This window comes from Paenibacillus campi (assembly GCF_034659835.1).
In the GTDB taxonomy this organism is placed as follows: Bacteria; Bacillota; Bacilli; order Paenibacillales; family Paenibacillaceae; genus Saccharibacillus; species Saccharibacillus campi.
On record NZ_JAXSQZ010000001.1, the window covers coordinates 1,048,793 to 1,064,316 of the forward strand.

15 protein-coding genes are annotated in these 15,524 nt (G+C 47.8%); 14 read left to right on the forward strand and 1 reads right to left on the reverse strand.

Translation table 11 applies throughout. The features are described from left to right. The first annotated feature begins 316 nt into the window (after positions 1-316). The 9 genes from U1I11_RS04230 to U1I11_RS04270 all read left to right on the forward strand — a co-directional run bounded on the left by U1I11_RS04230 (position 317) and on the right by U1I11_RS04270 (position 9,490). Positions 317-1,141 carry an ABC transporter permease gene (locus tag U1I11_RS04230; RefSeq protein WP_322904071.1) on the forward strand — a complete coding sequence of 275 codons (825 nt, stop codon included), beginning with the start codon at positions 317-319 and terminating at the stop codon, positions 1,139-1,141. Between the two features lie 22 nt (positions 1,142-1,163). After that, positions 1,164-2,255 carry an ABC transporter ATP-binding protein gene (locus U1I11_RS04235; protein ID WP_322904072.1) on the forward strand — a complete coding sequence of 364 codons (1,092 nt, stop codon included), beginning with the start codon at positions 1,164-1,166 and terminating at the stop codon, positions 2,253-2,255. Positions 2,256-2,414: 159 nt separating this feature from the next. Then, the gene (locus tag U1I11_RS04240; protein WP_322904074.1) at positions 2,415-3,560 is read left to right on the forward strand and encodes an extracellular solute-binding protein; all 1,146 of its coding nucleotides are present in this window, start codon (positions 2,415-2,417) and stop codon (positions 3,558-3,560) included. Between the two features lie 3 nt (positions 3,561-3,563). Then, positions 3,564-4,409 carry an ABC transporter permease gene (locus tag U1I11_RS04245; protein ID WP_322904076.1) on the forward strand — a complete coding sequence of 282 codons (846 nt, stop codon included), beginning with the start codon at positions 3,564-3,566 and terminating at the stop codon, positions 4,407-4,409. 51 nt (positions 4,410-4,460) lie between these two features. Further along, complete coding sequence (locus tag U1I11_RS04250; protein ID WP_322904078.1) at positions 4,461-5,942, forward strand: hypothetical protein; 1,482 nt, start codon at positions 4,461-4,463, stop codon at positions 5,940-5,942. 20 nt (positions 5,943-5,962) lie between these two features. Beyond that, positions 5,963-6,418 carry a hypothetical protein gene (locus U1I11_RS04255; protein ID WP_322904080.1) on the forward strand — a complete coding sequence of 152 codons (456 nt, stop codon included), beginning with the start codon at positions 5,963-5,965 and terminating at the stop codon, positions 6,416-6,418. After that, complete coding sequence (locus U1I11_RS04260) at positions 6,415-7,737, forward strand: CehA/McbA family metallohydrolase (protein WP_322904081.1); 1,323 nt, start codon at positions 6,415-6,417, stop codon at positions 7,735-7,737. The genes U1I11_RS04255 and U1I11_RS04260 overlap by 4 nt, the downstream gene beginning before the upstream one ends. Before the next feature lie 193 nt (positions 7,738-7,930). Beyond that, complete coding sequence (locus tag U1I11_RS04265; RefSeq protein ID WP_322904082.1) at positions 7,931-8,680, forward strand: GntR family transcriptional regulator; 750 nt, start codon at positions 7,931-7,933, stop codon at positions 8,678-8,680. 231 nt (positions 8,681-8,911) lie between these two features. Then, a complete protein-coding gene (locus tag U1I11_RS04270) occupies positions 8,912-9,490 on the forward strand; it encodes a GNAT family N-acetyltransferase (RefSeq protein ID WP_322904083.1) in 579 nt (192 codons plus the stop codon). Positions 9,491-9,602: 112 nt separating this feature from the next. Here the strand turns inward: U1I11_RS04270 and U1I11_RS04275 are convergent, their stop codons facing one another. Then, positions 9,603-10,328 carry a hypothetical protein gene (locus U1I11_RS04275; protein ID WP_322904086.1) on the reverse strand — a complete coding sequence of 242 codons (726 nt, stop codon included), beginning with the start codon at positions 10,326-10,328 and terminating at the stop codon, positions 9,603-9,605. Between the two features lie 267 nt (positions 10,329-10,595). Between U1I11_RS04275 and U1I11_RS04280 the strand changes: the two genes are divergently transcribed. The 5 genes from U1I11_RS04280 (at position 10,596) to U1I11_RS04300 (ending at position 15,478) form a co-directional block, all read left to right on the forward strand. Continuing rightward, positions 10,596-11,684, forward strand: a complete 1,089-nt coding sequence (locus tag U1I11_RS04280) for a lactonase family protein (RefSeq protein WP_322904088.1) — start codon at positions 10,596-10,598, stop codon at positions 11,682-11,684. A 294-nt stretch (positions 11,685-11,978) separates the two neighbouring features. After that, the gene (locus U1I11_RS04285; RefSeq protein ID WP_322904090.1) at positions 11,979-12,233 is read left to right on the forward strand and encodes a hypothetical protein; all 255 of its coding nucleotides are present in this window, start codon (positions 11,979-11,981) and stop codon (positions 12,231-12,233) included. Between the two features lie 102 nt (positions 12,234-12,335). Then, positions 12,336-12,656: a hypothetical protein gene (locus U1I11_RS04290; protein ID WP_322904091.1), complete on the forward strand. Its 321-nt coding sequence runs from the start codon at positions 12,336-12,338 to the stop codon at positions 12,654-12,656. 550 nt (positions 12,657-13,206) lie between these two features. Further along, the gene (locus U1I11_RS04295; RefSeq protein ID WP_322904092.1) at positions 13,207-14,205 is read left to right on the forward strand and encodes a LacI family DNA-binding transcriptional regulator; all 999 of its coding nucleotides are present in this window, start codon (positions 13,207-13,209) and stop codon (positions 14,203-14,205) included. Positions 14,206-14,215: 10 nt separating this feature from the next. After that, positions 14,216-15,478 (forward strand): sugar ABC transporter substrate-binding protein, encoded by a 1,263-nt coding sequence (locus U1I11_RS04300; protein ID WP_322904093.1) that lies wholly within the window; start codon positions 14,216-14,218, stop codon positions 15,476-15,478. Positions 15,479-15,524 lie beyond the last annotated feature (46 nt).

Below are 15,524 nucleotides of genomic sequence, written 5' to 3' on the forward strand. Positions count from 1 at the left end.
AGCACATCGTGATTTGTCGTGTTATTTATAATCTATAGCCCGCTTCTGCCAGTTAATCGAACTGTCGGAAGTGGGCTAATTGTATAGGCAAAATCCGCTACTAGACGCAATGATAGCGTTATTTTACAGCTATGATCGGACGGCTGTGTATTGCGTAAGCTGTGAGTAGAGACAGAAATTTCCTTTACACAAAAATAAATTGCGGTGCATGTACAGCTAATAAACGCTCTTTATACTCGGAGATGCGAGTCATTAGGACGTCTAGACAACTTTGCAGGACAGAGATGGAGCGAATCCGGGTAGGAAGGATGTAGTTATGAGCTGGTATTTACGCTCGCTAGGTGCGAGAAAAGTAGTGGAATTTATTGTGCTCGTTATATTTGTCATTTTTTTTCTAGGCCCATTGTTGAATTTGTTATTGCTTGCCTTATCGGGCAAATGGCAATATCCGGCGGCATTACCGCAAAGCTGGTCGCTGGAATGGTGGCAATTTGTATTGTCACAAGATGATGTGCTGGCATCGATTTCGCTTTCATTTGTCATTGCTACCGTTGTGACGATTTGCTCGATTATCGTGTGCATTCCAGCGGCGTACGCATTTGCACGGATCGCTTTTCCGCTCAGTCGCTGGTTTTTATTTTCATTTTTGCTGACCCATGCGTTTCCGAAAATGGGGTTGTACGTATCGATTGCGGTGCTGTTTTACAAATTCGGGTTGATGAATACATTTGTCGGAATCGTGCTCATTCATATGGTCAACACATTGATGTATATGACATGGATTCCGTCGTCGGCATTTCGCAGTGTCCATCGTGCACAGGAGGAATCGGCGCGTGATGCCGGTGCGACACCGTTACGGGTGTTTTGGAAAATAACGTTGCCGATGGCATTTCCAGGCATTATGGTCGCTTCGATCTTTACTTTTTTGGCATCGTTAGATGAGGCGCAAGGCACACTGCTGGTCGGTATTCCCGACTATAAAACGATGCCGATCATTATGTATTCGATTATTGCTGATTATCCAAGCACGACAGGCGCCGTATTCTCGGTCATTTTAACGCTGCCGACGATCATTTTGCTGCTGGCGGCACGTCGATTTGTAAGTGCAGATGTGCTGGCAGGCGGTTTTCAAGTGAAATAAAACGGAAACAGGAGGACATCCCGTGACACAACCTCAACTCTCGCTTCGACAATTAAGCAAGCGATTCAAAACCGGCGACGGTGTTAGCAATATTACGCTTGATGTGCAGCCTGGCGAAATGGTCACATTACTCGGCCCATCCGGCTGTGGCAAAACGACCGTGCTGCGCTCAATCGGTGGTTTTTTGGAGCCGGACAGCGGCGATATTCTCATTCGCGGTCAAAGCGTATTGAAGTTGCCGCCCGAAAAAAGACCAACTGCGATGGTGTTCCAAAGTTATAATTTGTGGCCGCATATGACCGTATATGACAATCTCGCCTTTGGACTACACATTCGTAAGCACAAAAAGGCATCTATTCAGCGTGCGGTGACCGAAGCGCTGGAACTGGTGCAGCTTGCGCCAGCAGCACGCAAATATCCAGCCGAACTATCCGGTGGACAGCAGCAGCGGGTAGCGCTTGCACGCGCATTGTTGCTGGAACCTGATGTGTTACTGCTGGATGAACCATTTTCCGCACTGGATGCCAAGCTGCGAATGGAGATGCGGGAGGAGCTGCGCGAAATTCAGATGCGTACCGGGATGACGATGGTATTTGTCACCCATGATCAAGAGGAAGCATTATCGATCTCCGATCGCATTGTCGTTATGCATGCCGGGCAGATTGAACAATTGTCTACACCGCAGGACATTTACGATCGTCCGCAGTCGCTATTTGTCGCCAGCTTTATCGGGCGCATTAATCTGCTTCCTGCGATTAGTGATGGCACGCATATTCATCTGCAAACATTACAGCTCGAAGTATCGCCTGGACAAACATTGTTGCCAGGTGCATGTACGATTGCCGTGCGACCGGAGGATGTGTATGTGACGGATACAGGAAGCGGTCTAGTCGGTAAGATTCGTCAGGTGATGGTGCTTGGACATTATGCCGAGATATCGATTGTTTGCATGGAACAGACGATCAAAATGTTCGTTCCACGCGAGCATGCCGTCCATTTGCACAGTGGAGATGCGATTGAAATCGGGTTGCGTAAATTCACTACATTTGCACATAGCACAGCAGGCATTACGGTTGGTCAACAGGCAGCGGCATCTGCAGTCGCTCCCGTATGAGTATGCCGATCATATAACGGTTGCAACAGAACAGGTATCGCCAAAGAAGGTTGAGGTGATTGGAAGGATCGTCTACAGATATAGACACGATAACGGTTGCATGTTACAGAAATAGCGCAAAACGGATAGTCATTTGCTCATATTCGAGGAGGAAACAATGTGTTCACAACAGCCAAATGGAGTTCACTTTTATTGATCGTACTTAGTATTGCACTGCTAGCAGGATGCAGTGGCAAATCAGGTTCGGAAGCAGCAAGTGCAAACGGTACAGGCACTACGGAAATCTCGCTCTACACAAGCGGCTCACTGAATGTAAAAGAGCTGTGGGAGACACTTATTCCTGAATTCGAAAAAGCGAATCCGACGATCAAAGTAAAGCTCGTTTATTTGCCATCCGGCACGGGCGGTCAATCTGCGGTCGATCGCCTGCTTGCTGCCAAACAAAGTGGACAGCAAAATGTCGATGTGGACTTGTATGAAGGTGGTCTGGACGATATTACACGCGGCAACAGCCAGGGCATTTGGGCAAAACTGGATAGCTCTGCCATACCGAATCTGTCCAATGTGGACAGCAATGCGCTGAAACAAGCGAACGATCTGGCGGTTCCATACCGCGCGTCTTCCGTCGTGCTAGCGTATGACAGTTCACGTGTGAGCTCGCCGCCCAAAACAGCGGATGAGCTGTACGCTTGGATTCGCCAGCATCCAGGCAGATTTGCTTACAATGATCCGGCGACAGGCGGTTCAGGCAATTCGTTTGTCGACACAGCGATCTACAATTTCCTACCTGCCGATGCGATGACCAGCAGTGATCCAGCGATGGCGCAAAAATGGGATAAAGGTTTTAACCTGCTCAAAGAACTAGGTCCTTATATGTATCAAAAAGGCGTCTATCCGAAAAAAAACCAAGGTACACTTGATCTGCTCGCAAGCGGTGAAGTGGATATGATTCCGGCATGGTCGGATATGGCATTGGAACAATTGAACAAACAATTGCTGCCATCGACGGTGAAGTTGACGCAAATTAATCCTCCATTTACAGGCGGTTCGTCCTATCTGATGATACCAGCGATGTCCGCTAAAAAAGAAGCTGCCGAGAAGCTGTTAAACTATGTGCTCACACCGGAAGCACAGACCATTATCGTCAATAAAATGTATGGTTATCCAGGGATTAAATGGAGTTTGATGCCAAAAGATTTGCAAAGCAAATTTGCGAGTGTGTCTGGCGGGTATCGTCAATTTAATAGCGGCGATTTGCAAAAAGAAATCAACCAACGCTGGCAGAGCGAAGTGGCAGGACAATAACCGATGAGTCCATCTGTAAAGAGAGGGATGCTAGGGCTTGCCCTGGTCATCCCCTCCTTTCTCATTTTGTTCGTTGTCGTCATTTTGCCTATTTTGTATGCGGTACAGGAAAGTCTAGTCGATCAAAATAGCGGTGAGTTTGGGTTAGGTAACTATATTCGGATGTTTACCGAACCGGCGATGCGTAACAATATCGTGTATACGCTCAATGTGACGATTGTATCGACCGTCATCGCACTGCTAATTAGTTATGCACTTGCTGTATATTTGCGCTTTAGTAAAGGCTGGGTGGCGCGTTGGATCAATCGATTGTATTTTATCCCGATGTTTGTGCCTGGTGTGATTGCGACCTATGGACTGATCACACTGTACAGCAATCATGGCTGGATGGCACGCTTGCTGCTGTTAGTCGGGATCGATACGTTTCCGAAGATCATTTACAGCTATAGTGGGCTCGTTATTGCTAATTTGTGGTTTAATATTCCGTTTGCGACGATGCTGCTCAGTTCGGCGCTTGCCGCTGTACCGAATTCGGTCGTAGATAGTGCACGTGATGCGGGAGCAAGCAGTTTGCAATTGTTTTTTCGTTTTATTTTGCCATTGTCATATAAGACGATGTGGGTGGCATTGACGTTTATTTTTATGGGCATTATCGGCAGTTTTACCGCTCCGTTTCTCATCGGTGCCAATTCGCCGCAAGTGCTTGGTGTAGCGATGCAGCAAGTGTTTTCCAATTATCAGGAAACCCATACGGCAAGTGCGATGGCGGTGTTTATGTTTTTGCTATGTTCAGTGATGGGGTATTTTTATATTCGCACGATGGGACAGGATATGGACAAACAGGCTTAGGTGATGACGGATTAGGATATCGTTCATATCATACAGGGGAGTGGGCGGAATATGGATCAGCAATATCCATCGGTGTCGAGGCAGGCGGATACATTGGAAGATGGATGGCAGCGTTATGAACTGGAAGTGCATGCGGTGACCGGTGAGCCGGACAGTATGAATCATGGTCGTATCGTCACCGATGCTGTGGTGGATAGTGAGCAGTCACTTCGCTTGCAACTTCACTTGGAGCAGCCCGGTTATGCTGTAATCGCGCTTGAAGCGGCAGGGGACAGCCATTGGCAGGAGCAGGGACGCGAGTCGGTTGTGTTGCGACTAGAGCTGAACGGACAATATCAGCAGGACGTAATTTTGTTTTACGGTGATCGTGCGCTCGATTATGTACGCTTGCTCGGCTGCTTGCCTGCTGGAACTCATACAATAACGATAATGCTCCAGCGCGAAATGACACCACAGCGGGCGACACGCGCTGTCGTACGGCGTGCAGGGTTGTATCATATCGGTTATGAGCAGCCGCTTGCGCTAGTGTATCGGCATACGCCGGTCATTTATGGGCGTCAGCTTACTCATCCGTATGAAAGTACATTTACCGATACACCACTGCTGCTGCTATATTCACTTGAGCAGCGGCAAGAGCGCACAGTGATCGAATATCATCTCGTATTCAGTCATGAGGACGAAGGAACACCGTCTGGTCTGTTAATGAGTAAATGGGGGCGTACGACCGATATCGAATGGATGCATCGTTTGGAACTCGATGGAGACGGAACGGTATTGCGTCATACGTATCAAGGCCCGCAGCATGTGGAAACAGCATTTGCCGGTCATACCGCTTGCGGTGGACATCCGGTATTACAGGCGGCTACTGCTAACGGTAATTTTACCGATGTACCAGTGTCTGATTATCGGTATATGCTGCCGCCGCTACTTTACTGGGATCGCAATGGTGAACCGCGCGAACGGGTGATGGTGCTGTATCCATTTATTCACCAGGTGAGCAATTGGGAGATGAATCGGCAGTATGAACTGGAACAGCCTGTTAATCGTCATTCATGGAAACTGGCGGATCAGCGGCATTATTTGTTTATTCATGGGCTAAAGCAGTGGCTGGATTCGGTAAATGATGAGTCGCAAACTGAGCTGCCGATCGATGAAGTGACCGGCGAAAATATATCGCTGCTGCGCCAGACGTGCATCGATTACCAGCTTCGTTTAAAAGGGGAGCAACAATGGCTGTCGTCGAGTTATTTTGATCTGCGGATCGGTACGTTTCGCGCCGCTTACGAAGGCCCATATCCAGGCTTTGCGACTACGATCAAAACGGACAAACAGCTAGTGCTCGATGACATTGCCGCGATTCGTGCCGTGCTGCTGCCCGGCGGACTGGACGAAGTGCAAATCGGCAATATGTATGCGTATACGCTTGATGAACAATATCAACCAGTGGCAGGCATTACAGTGGAGCTATCAGTCGTGTTAACGACAGCAGAGCCAACAGCATTACTTTGGAGTAATGATCGGTTGGATACGTAAATGAAGGGAGTAGGCAAGCGATGAACATCATCTATGAAGCCGCCGGTACGGTATATGCTGCTAGCGCGCAAAGCCATATTGCACATCGATTTATGCTGCATACGCCTGTGCCAAGTTTACAGCTGGAATTTAGCTATGAACCGAAGTTGCTAGATGATGAAACGATGGCACAGCAACTTATTACCCGGGCAATGAATCGGTATGGCTATACACAGCAACATGAAGGAGACTGGCGTAAATACGCTCCACTGCAAAATCTACTAACACTTTCGCTCGATGATCCAGAGCGTCACCGTGGACAAGCACACCGAATGGACCCGGTGCAGCGACATGTATTGACCGCATCAGAAGCATCGCCAGGCTTTTGGCCGGGTGATCATCCGGCTGGGTTATGGACGGTTACGCTTAGCTTGCATGCGGTTGTAACCGAGCAATGTCATTATAAGCTGCGAATTATGGGAGGAGATGTAAAATGACATTACGCTGGATACCTGCAGAACTGCATACCCATACATTTCACAGCGATGGTTCACAATCACTCCAAGAGCTGGCACAGTCAGCTAAACAAGCAGGCATTGAGGTGATTGCATTAACCGACCATAATACCCAATCCGGATTGGTTGATCGTGATGTGGTGGAACATGACATCGGGCTACGCATTATTGCCGGGATGGAGTGGACAACATTTTACGGGCATATGGTGACGCTAGGGCTACAGCAATATGTCGATTGGAGACAGGTCGGTCAAGGCGATATTGAACAAGGGATTCGCCATGTGCACGAAGCAGGCGGCATTGCCGGGATCGCTCATCCTTTTCGGATTGGGAGTCCGATTTGTACGGGATGTTATTGGGAATATCCGATTCATAATTGGAGTCAAGTAGACTATATCGAAGTATGGTCGACGCTGATGCCCTTTATGAAGCAGGATAGTCAGCGTGCGTTTGCGTTATGGACAGCGCTGCTTAATGAAGGTCATCGTCTGGCGGCAACGAGCGGGCGTGACTGGCATCGCACATTACCGGACGATGCGCCAGCTGCGATTACGTATATTGGATTGGGCAGTGTGACAGAGGAGCATAGTCAATACGGATCAGCGCCGGGCAAGAGTAAGGTAGGGTCAGAACAGCTGCACGCTCACGAGCGGTTAAACGAAACCGAGCAGCAACATACGACGAATGAGCAGCATGCTAATGACAGCGATCTCGATTCGGTTAGTGTGGCGGATGATCCGCATCGCACTGACAATGCCGCTGCAATCGACAATCCGCACAGCATAACATACAGTGCCTCCCTTCATCGTGTGCAAGATCGTCAATATATCGCAGCGATTCGTAGCGGCAGACTGACGGTGACGATGGGACCTGTACTCGATCTGTACGCTGTTGTGCACAATCAAGCTGTAGATCAGCAGGAGGATGGAGCGGGCTTGGAGAACATACATACTAGCTCCTCATTATCCCAGCTAGATGGAAGCGAACGTACGATTTACCGTATTGGCGATACGATCGTTGGCGCTAACGCACAGCTGCAACTTCATATTCGGCTCGATCGCCGTCTTCGTCATACGCAGTATAAGCTAGCTGCACAGAAACTGCGCCTTGTCATAATGAGCGATCAAGGTGTGCTGGCGGAGACGAAGCTCGATTCAGAGCAACAATGGCAAGAGTGGACAGTGCGCATTGCAGCGCCTGCACGTTGGCTACGTGCGGAGCTATATGGTTGTTTTGGCGATGTATATGGCATGATTGCATTTACGAATGCGATCTATATCCAAGCTGGAAGTGCCGATTAGTGCTAAGTTAAGTCCAGTACCTTGACCAAGTTAAATGTTAATTTTGATTATGTACTGAAATCCTGATCCATGCGATTTTAAAACAGATTGAACACTCAAATTAATCTCGGTCAAGGTACTAGTGAAGCGGGCGATAGCGTTACCTTTGTTTGTCAAAACAGATCACTACAAACACGATCAAGATTAGTATCATATGATCAATATCGAAGGAAAGGATGACGTCGATTCCATGTCGGTCAAACAGCAATATATAAAATCACAGATTGAACGCTGGATTCAGCAGGAGGAAATGGATGCAGGCGACCGCCTTCCGTCCGAAGCTCAACTGGCAGGGCAGTTTAACGTATGTCGCACGACTGTACGCGGAGCGATCCGGCTTCTTAAAGATGAAGGCAAGCTGTTCGTTAAACACGGCAGCGGTACATACATTACCCGTTCGTTGCAAACGATCCCAAGCTCACTTGATCGTCTGTACAGCATCGGTGATATGATCGTATCGGCAGGTCTAGTAGAAGAACAACGGCTGGAATATATTCGTCAACTAGACGCACCTGCTGAAGTCGCATTTCATTTGGAACTGAAAGAGCATGATCCGGTCATTGCGCTGGAACGCAGTCGAATGGCGAATCAGGAACCGGTCGCACATTCGGTCAACTATATTCCGGCAGCATTTGCAGGTGATACGTTAAATGAACAGCATTTCAAAGGCTCATTGTTTCAACATTTGGAGCGTGAAGCAGGCATTCGTATTATTAGTGCCGATTCACAAATTATCGTGCCTTCACAAGGTGATCTGCACTGCCGCAAGCTTGCTGTGCATCCCGACGCAACCGTACTGCTGATGAAGCAGACGCATTATGACGAAATGAATCGTCGGGTGCTATATTCGCTTGATTATGTGCGCAGCGATATTTTCACATTTTGGATTCGGCGTATGCGCTGACGAACAGCCTAACGATGACATGCTTCAGTGTCTGCGGATACTGAAGCTTATTTGTGCTGCGGTTGCTGAGCGGTTATGTGCTAAAATGTGTAAGCAAATGCATCTGGATACGCTATGGCAGCGCTATTGGATGCTGAATAATAAGCGTATGCCAGCACAACAATGAATACACTCGACCATAGCAGCCAAAACCGATTGGTCTGTTATTCAACACCAAAGGAGGCGATCATCATGCAAACTGAACATAGCGGTATCGAGCTGCGACCGTTACACGTAGAGCATGCAGAAGCATTACTGCAATTACGGCTGGACAATCGGGAATATATGCAGGTGTATGAACCGGTGCGCCCGCAATATTATTGGACGCTAGACACACAGCGTGAGCTGCTGGAGCAAGGAGAACAAAGCTTGCGAGCGGGCAGCGGGTATGTGTTTGGCATGTTTCGCTTTGATAACGGGCAATTGGTCGGTCGGATAGAGTTAAGCGGCGTTGCCAGAGGCCCTTTTCAAAATGCAGGGGTTGGCTATTTTGTCGATCGACAGCATCATGGTCATGGCTATGCGACGACAGCTTTGCGCTGGGTGACCGAGTATGCGTTTCGAAAAGCAGGGCTGCATCGTATTCAGGCAGGTGTGCTGCCGTGGAATGAGCCGTCCAAACGTGTATTGGAAAAAGTTGGCTTTCGTAATGAGGGGCTGGCAAAGCGATATTTGTGCATTAACGGGAGCTGGGAGGATCATCTGTTATATGCGATTACGGCAGAGGAATGGGATGGGAGCGAGTCGGTAGCGTCTGCAAAGCATCGTTAGCGATCACATGAGTGTGGCATGATCAACGATATGCCACACTCGCCTGGATCGTTAAGATGAAGATTTAAAATGGACACGTCCGTCGTAATGCTGTACTCCCTATTACAAACGATCAGAAAAAATCATCCTCTGGCGGTGCTGTTCTATAACGAGCAATGAGCGCTTGAGCGCGTGTTAGCATCGCTAGCGCTTCGGCATACGTAATCGGCTCGGCGGCACGAAAGTCGTCGTTTTGACGAAGCTCGGTAATGCCGCTCTGGATCATTTGTTGCCAAATATGATATGTAGCATGCTCGAATTGCGCCACATTGTCTGAATGTTCCACATTTTGCAAAAGTTCATCCCGGTTGGAGTCATCGATAGAGGTGGAGTGTTGTAAAGAGTCTGAGTTTGGCAAATGTTCAGCGTTGTCCGAATTGTTGAAATGCAGTCCAGGCGCAGCTGATTCCGCTGCATTTGACTTCGGAGAACGATGCGCTGTATGTACATCTTGCCGATGGATTGACTGTTTGGGCTCGGCTTCGGCAGCATGCAATGCAAACAGTTGAGCATGTATGCCGGTCAACGCATGCCAGAGCAAAATCGTAAAATCGCTACGCTGCATCCAGGCAGCCGGATTAAGCGCTGACGATAATGGCAATCCGTTCAAATGAGCAATTAGCATATCGCTACTATACGGCGCATCATTAGCGATCGTTGTAAAATAATCGCTTGCTTGCGGTGCTTTAATGAAGCGCAGTTTACTTAACGTAAGCTGTAATTCACGCACAAGCAGCGGAATAGCTTGCGCATAAGTTAATGATTCAGTTTGATCGTTTGTATCGTTATGATGATTCATTGATCTCTACTCCTTTAACATAAATAATCGCATAAAAGATAGTCTGTTTCTGACCGGCGAACCGGAAATGGGCTTCCATTGTTATCCAGTGTAATGTAGATTCCATTTTATGTATATAGAAGGGGAGAAGATGAATTTTTTGATTTTTCCGACGTAACGGTTTAAGGTTATATAGTAAAGTGTACGGCTATTCCAGCGATTGAAGTTTACATAATAGCCGCTGACATAGGTGAAAATGAGATCATACCATATTGGAGGAAAATTACTATGACTAAACGATCTGAACGTATGCTCGTATTTGTCGGCTCGTATGCCGAGTCCACCAATCCGGGAGTATATGTGTATGAATTTGATGAAACAACGGCTGAGCTAACAGCGACCGACTCGTTTGCCGGCTTGCAAAATCCGACGTTTCTAAATGTGGATGCAGCCGCCCGTCGTCTGTATGCGCTTGGTGAAACAGTATCGGAAACAGGTCCAAAAGGCAAAGGCGGTGAAGCGGCAGCATTTGTTATCGATGCGGAACATGGCAAGTTGGAACTGCTTAACCGTGTGCGCACAATTGATGGGCCACCTTGCCATATCGGACGTTCTGCCGATAGCCGTTATTTAACGATGGTAAGCTATCATGGCGGTATGGTCGGCTTGATCGGTATCAAAGAAGACGGTAGTGTAGGCGAACTGCTCGATGTACACCAGCATGAAGGTCATAGTGTTGATCCGCAAAATCAGGATCGTCCGCATCCACACTCTACCTTTTTTGACCCAGCTGGCAAATATGCGCTCGTACAAGACCTCGGTTTGGATCGTGTACGCACATACGAACTCGTGCAATCATCCAATGAACTGAAATTTGTTACCGATGCGGTTAGCGCTCCGGGTGCAGGTCCGCGCCATCTTGTGTTCCATCCAAACGGCAACTTTGCTTTTATTATTAATGAACTAAACGCCACCGTAACAGTGTATCAATATGAAGCGTCAACAGGTACATTAACCGAAGTGCAGACGATTACGACACTGCCTGCAAACTACGATGGTGCGAATGGCTGTGCCGAAATCGCGATTTCTGAAGATGGACGTTATGTGTACGGCTCGAACCGTGGACATGATAGCATCGTACAATATGCCGTCAATGCGGAAACAGGCGAGCTAACACTCGTCCAGCATGTCTCAACAGAAGGTGGACACCCACGTCACTTCTCGCTATTGCCAGGCGGTCGTTATGCATTAGTAGCGAATCGTGATGGCAACAATATCGTCGTCTTCAGCATCGATGCAGACAGCGGTAAACTTACGTATACCGGCAAAAGTACAGCAGTATCTAAACCGGTTTGCGTATGGGGCGCTCGTTTCTAAACGGTTCCAAATAGGAACCGTATACACATTAGCGCATGCTTTAGTGTAGATATATGCTCATCTTATGTGAGATGAATCGTTATACGCTAAATGATGATGGAATGATAGCATGTAAAAATATCGGCAGCGATTAGCTGTCGGTATTTTTTATAATGCCTTTCACATTAGAAGCAACTACATCGGATGCGGGACGAACAGAACGAATTGTTTCAATTCACGCCACAGAGGTAAAAATACATAACCCCATTCGTATAAAATAGCTGTACATCCGTACAGCAAAAGGAGATGTATACGATGACAGAACCGCGTGACAACAACAAGATCGACAACCAGGCTGGCAAACGCGATCATGCCGAACAGTATCCTACCGATAAGGAAAGTTTGTTTGACCGCTTTGAATCCGAGCAGACGGTGGATGCGATACCGGTAGAAGATTTGAAGCTGGAACAACGTGAGGAGAAAGATGGCGAGCATATTAAGCGTTCTTCATCCAGCCAAAATGCTTATCCGGAAGGCGAGTCGAAGGATGACTCGGATATTGTTCGTTGACCTTATATTTATGATTAGTAAGTTACAAAGGAACAGTTCCGCTTAGGCGGCAGAGGCTGTTCCTTTTCCAACTTGGCAGAGCCGGAAAGGTGATTGAAGACGATGGCATTTGGAATTAAGCGAGCAGAGCTACAACAATGGAAACGTAAAGTGGACGCGGGCGAAATCGCATTTTTGACCCATTACTGGATCGATGATCGATTTCCTGGCATTCGAACGGTAACAAAAGTAGGCTGTGCCGATATCGATAAATTGCGGCGCTGGTGCAAAGCGTATGGCTTGAATCCGCGTTATATGCATCTGCGCGAGCAGTATCCGCATTTTGATCTGCTCGGTGCGGAGCAAGTGCGTATTTTGCAGGCGGAAGGTGTGCAGGAGCAGATCGACCGTTTTCGCCTCGATTCGTCAGCATCTTCATCTTGATCGGCTCGATCATTTTGCGGTCGAGCTTGTTTTTGGTTTGGTCATGTCGACCGATTTCGTTATTTTGATACGGTTGTACTTGATTAGCGGAAAGATATATTTCAGATCGTAAAATGAAGTTGGATTGCACCTACATAGTGTTAGCCTATCTACACATTATTGTCGAAATTAAAAAATAACAAAAAAATTTTAAAACCAGTTGAAATCGGTTACAAGCCGAGCTATAATAGCGATGTAGAAACGTTTCGACAAAAACGTATCATTTTCTGCAAATTGATATTCGTTTAGAGGAATCGTTTTAGATGATCGACAAAGGTAAAATGGGGCTATGATTTAAAAATCACAAGCAAAAAGTGATTTTAAATCATAAAAAACTGTATTTTCCAATAAAATACAAAAATATCGTTTTGAATGAAATCGAAACGTTTCGATTATTGATTTTGGTGAAATGATTGCTGAACGTTCAGTCGAAACGGCGCTTCACTCCATGATCAGGAACATGATAAAGTAACGGAAGCAACATAACCTGATTAAAAACAGAGGTGGGCAGATGGGGGCAACGATTAAGGATGTGGCTGCCCTTGCCGGGGTGGCGGTCTCAACCGCCTCCTATGCGCTTAATGGCATTGGCAGGGTAAGCACCAAAACGAGGGATAAAGTACTCGACGCAGCACGACAGCTTAATTATCAAAAAAACGGAATCGCATCTGATCTAAAGCGTTCGCGCACGAATACGATCGCATTGCTGCTAAGCGATCTGTCGGGACCGTATTATTCCAGTCTGATCAAAGGCGTCCAGGAAGTGAGCCTCAACAATGGCTATGATCTGATCGCGTGCAGCTCGATCGGTGGTGATTCCTCCACCGCAGTCAAATTTATTAAGGAAAAGCGTGTAGATGGCGCGATCATTCTCGCTCATAACATTCCGGATCGCACGATTATGGATTCGGCACGTGAAGGCTTTCCGATCGTAATGCTTGATCGACGATTGGAGCATGAAAGCGTCTGTTATGTAGAAGCCGATCATGAAAAAGGCGGCTTGCTGGCGACCAACTATTTGATCGAAAATGGTCACCGCCGGATTGCTTTTGTGTCTGGTCCGGCAAGCAGCAAGCATAATAAAGATCGTTACAGCGGCTTTACACAGGCGATGCAGGAGCATGGGCTGACGATTGAACCACGCTGGAATTTGATCGGTAATTTTACCGAAGAAGGTGGTTATCGCGCAGTCAAGCTTATGATTGCACAAGGTGATTTGCCGGAAGCGGTATTTTTTGCTAACGATGAGATGGCGCTGGGCGGCATTACCGCCTTGCAGGAAGCAGGCATACGGGTGCCGGAAGACATTTCGGTGATCGGATTTGACGATATCGTGCAAGCGCGTTTTTTGAATCCGGGGCTGACGACGGTGCGACAGCCTGATTACGAAGTTGGCGCACTCGCTGTACATTTGATTTTTCAAATTTTAAAAGGAGAGTCGGTGGCGCAGCACTATACATTGGATACGGAACTTGTCATTCGCGGCACAGTTCGTTCCAATTCTAAATGAGGTGTAGTGAATGAAAATAGGTTGGAAACTGGCATTATCGGGTGTGCTTATCTTTTCACTGCTGCTGGCGGGTTGTGCCGGCGGCAGCACAAACAATACGACTTCTGATGGCAAACGGATTTTAAAAGTATGGGGAATGGGGGCGGAAGGCACGGCACTTAGCCAGCTCCTACCGGATTTTGAAGCGAAACATCCCGATATCAAAGTCGAAGTGCAAGCGATTCCGTGGGATAACGCCCATGACAAGCTGCTCACAGCGGTCGCTTCGCGCAGTGGCCCGGACGTTGTACAGCTTGGGATGAGCTGGATACCGGAATTTGCCGATGCGGGTGCCCTACAGGATTTGGCGCCTTATGTGGACAAATATCCAAATTTGAAAGCGGATAACTATTTTAAAGGTGCCCGTACCAAAATGACTTATGCAGGCAAAATGGTCGGTGTGCCGTGGTATATCGATACGCGGGTGCTCTTTTATCGCAAAGACTTGCTAAAACAGGTCGGCTACAACGAGCCACCGAAAAGCTGGGACGAGCTGAAAGATGCAGCGACCAAGCTAGCTGCACGTGGCAATGGCAATTATGGCATTTTGCTTGACAGCAAAGACCCGTTATTTACGATGCCATTTGCTTGGGAAAATGGCAGTGAAGTGATTAACAGCAACAAACAGGCACAGTTGAACCAGCCTCCTTATGTGGAGACGATTCAATATTTAAGTAGCTTTTTCAAAGCGGGCATCGCTCCGACCCAAAGTGATATGCAGCTTATTCCTTCGTTTGGTGAAGGCATTCTGCCGATGTTCATTAGCGGGCCGTGGTCGGTGAACCAAGTTAAGACAGAACTGCCGGAGCTTAAACCAGAGCAATGGGGAACCGCAGTCATCCCGCCTAAAACGGCTGGCGGTGAAAGCATTTCCGTGCTTGGCGGCTCCAATCTATCCGTGTTCAGCACCTCGCAAAATACCGAGGCAGCGGTGCAGTTCATTAGTTATTTGAACGATCCGCAAGTACAAGTCAAATGGTATGAGCTGACACAGGATTTGCCATCCACGACCAAAGCGTGGGAGGACAAAGCATTTGACAACAGCCCGAATATCGGCACATTCCGCACACAGATGGAGACAGCACGTTCCACGCCATCGGTCAAAGAATGGGAAACGATCGGCAAACAGATCAGCGACGCATTCGATCAGATTGTCGTCGGCGGAGCGGATATTCAGGAACAGCTCAACCAGTTGAACGAGCAGGCGAATTCGACATTACAGAGCGGCAATTAAGCTTGGATTGCCGTGGTAAATGAGATCGCTTGCCCATGCGGACGGC

Bases quoted from the DNA above. Each gene is read 5' to 3' on its own strand.
- U1I11_RS04230 (WP_322904071.1), top strand. From the start codon at position 317: ATGAGCTGGTATTTACGCTCGCTAGGTGCGAGAAAAGTAGTGGAATTT.
- U1I11_RS04245 (WP_322904076.1), top strand. From the start codon at position 3,564: ATGAGTCCATCTGTAAAGAGAGGGATGCTAGGGCTTGCCCTGGTCATC.
- U1I11_RS04250 (WP_322904078.1), top strand. From the start codon at position 4,461: ATGGATCAGCAATATCCATCGGTGTCGAGGCAGGCGGATACATTGGAA.
- U1I11_RS04255 (WP_322904080.1), top strand. From the start codon at position 5,963: ATGAACATCATCTATGAAGCCGCCGGTACGGTATATGCTGCTAGCGCG.
- U1I11_RS04260 (WP_322904081.1), top strand. From the start codon at position 6,415: ATGACATTACGCTGGATACCTGCAGAACTGCATACCCATACATTTCAC.
- U1I11_RS04265 (WP_322904082.1), top strand. From the start codon at position 7,931: ATGATCAATATCGAAGGAAAGGATGACGTCGATTCCATGTCGGTCAAA.
- U1I11_RS04270 (WP_322904083.1), top strand. From the start codon at position 8,912: ATGCAAACTGAACATAGCGGTATCGAGCTGCGACCGTTACACGTAGAG.
- U1I11_RS04275 (WP_322904086.1), bottom strand. From the start codon at position 10,328: ATGAATCATCATAACGATACAAACGATCAAACTGAATCATTAACTTAT.
- U1I11_RS04280 (WP_322904088.1), top strand. From the start codon at position 10,596: ATGACTAAACGATCTGAACGTATGCTCGTATTTGTCGGCTCGTATGCC.
- U1I11_RS04285 (WP_322904090.1), top strand. From the start codon at position 11,979: ATGACAGAACCGCGTGACAACAACAAGATCGACAACCAGGCTGGCAAA.
- U1I11_RS04290 (WP_322904091.1), top strand. From the start codon at position 12,336: ATGGCATTTGGAATTAAGCGAGCAGAGCTACAACAATGGAAACGTAAA.
- U1I11_RS04295 (WP_322904092.1), top strand. From the start codon at position 13,207: ATGGGGGCAACGATTAAGGATGTGGCTGCCCTTGCCGGGGTGGCGGTC.
- U1I11_RS04300 (WP_322904093.1), top strand. From the start codon at position 14,216: ATGAAAATAGGTTGGAAACTGGCATTATCGGGTGTGCTTATCTTTTCA.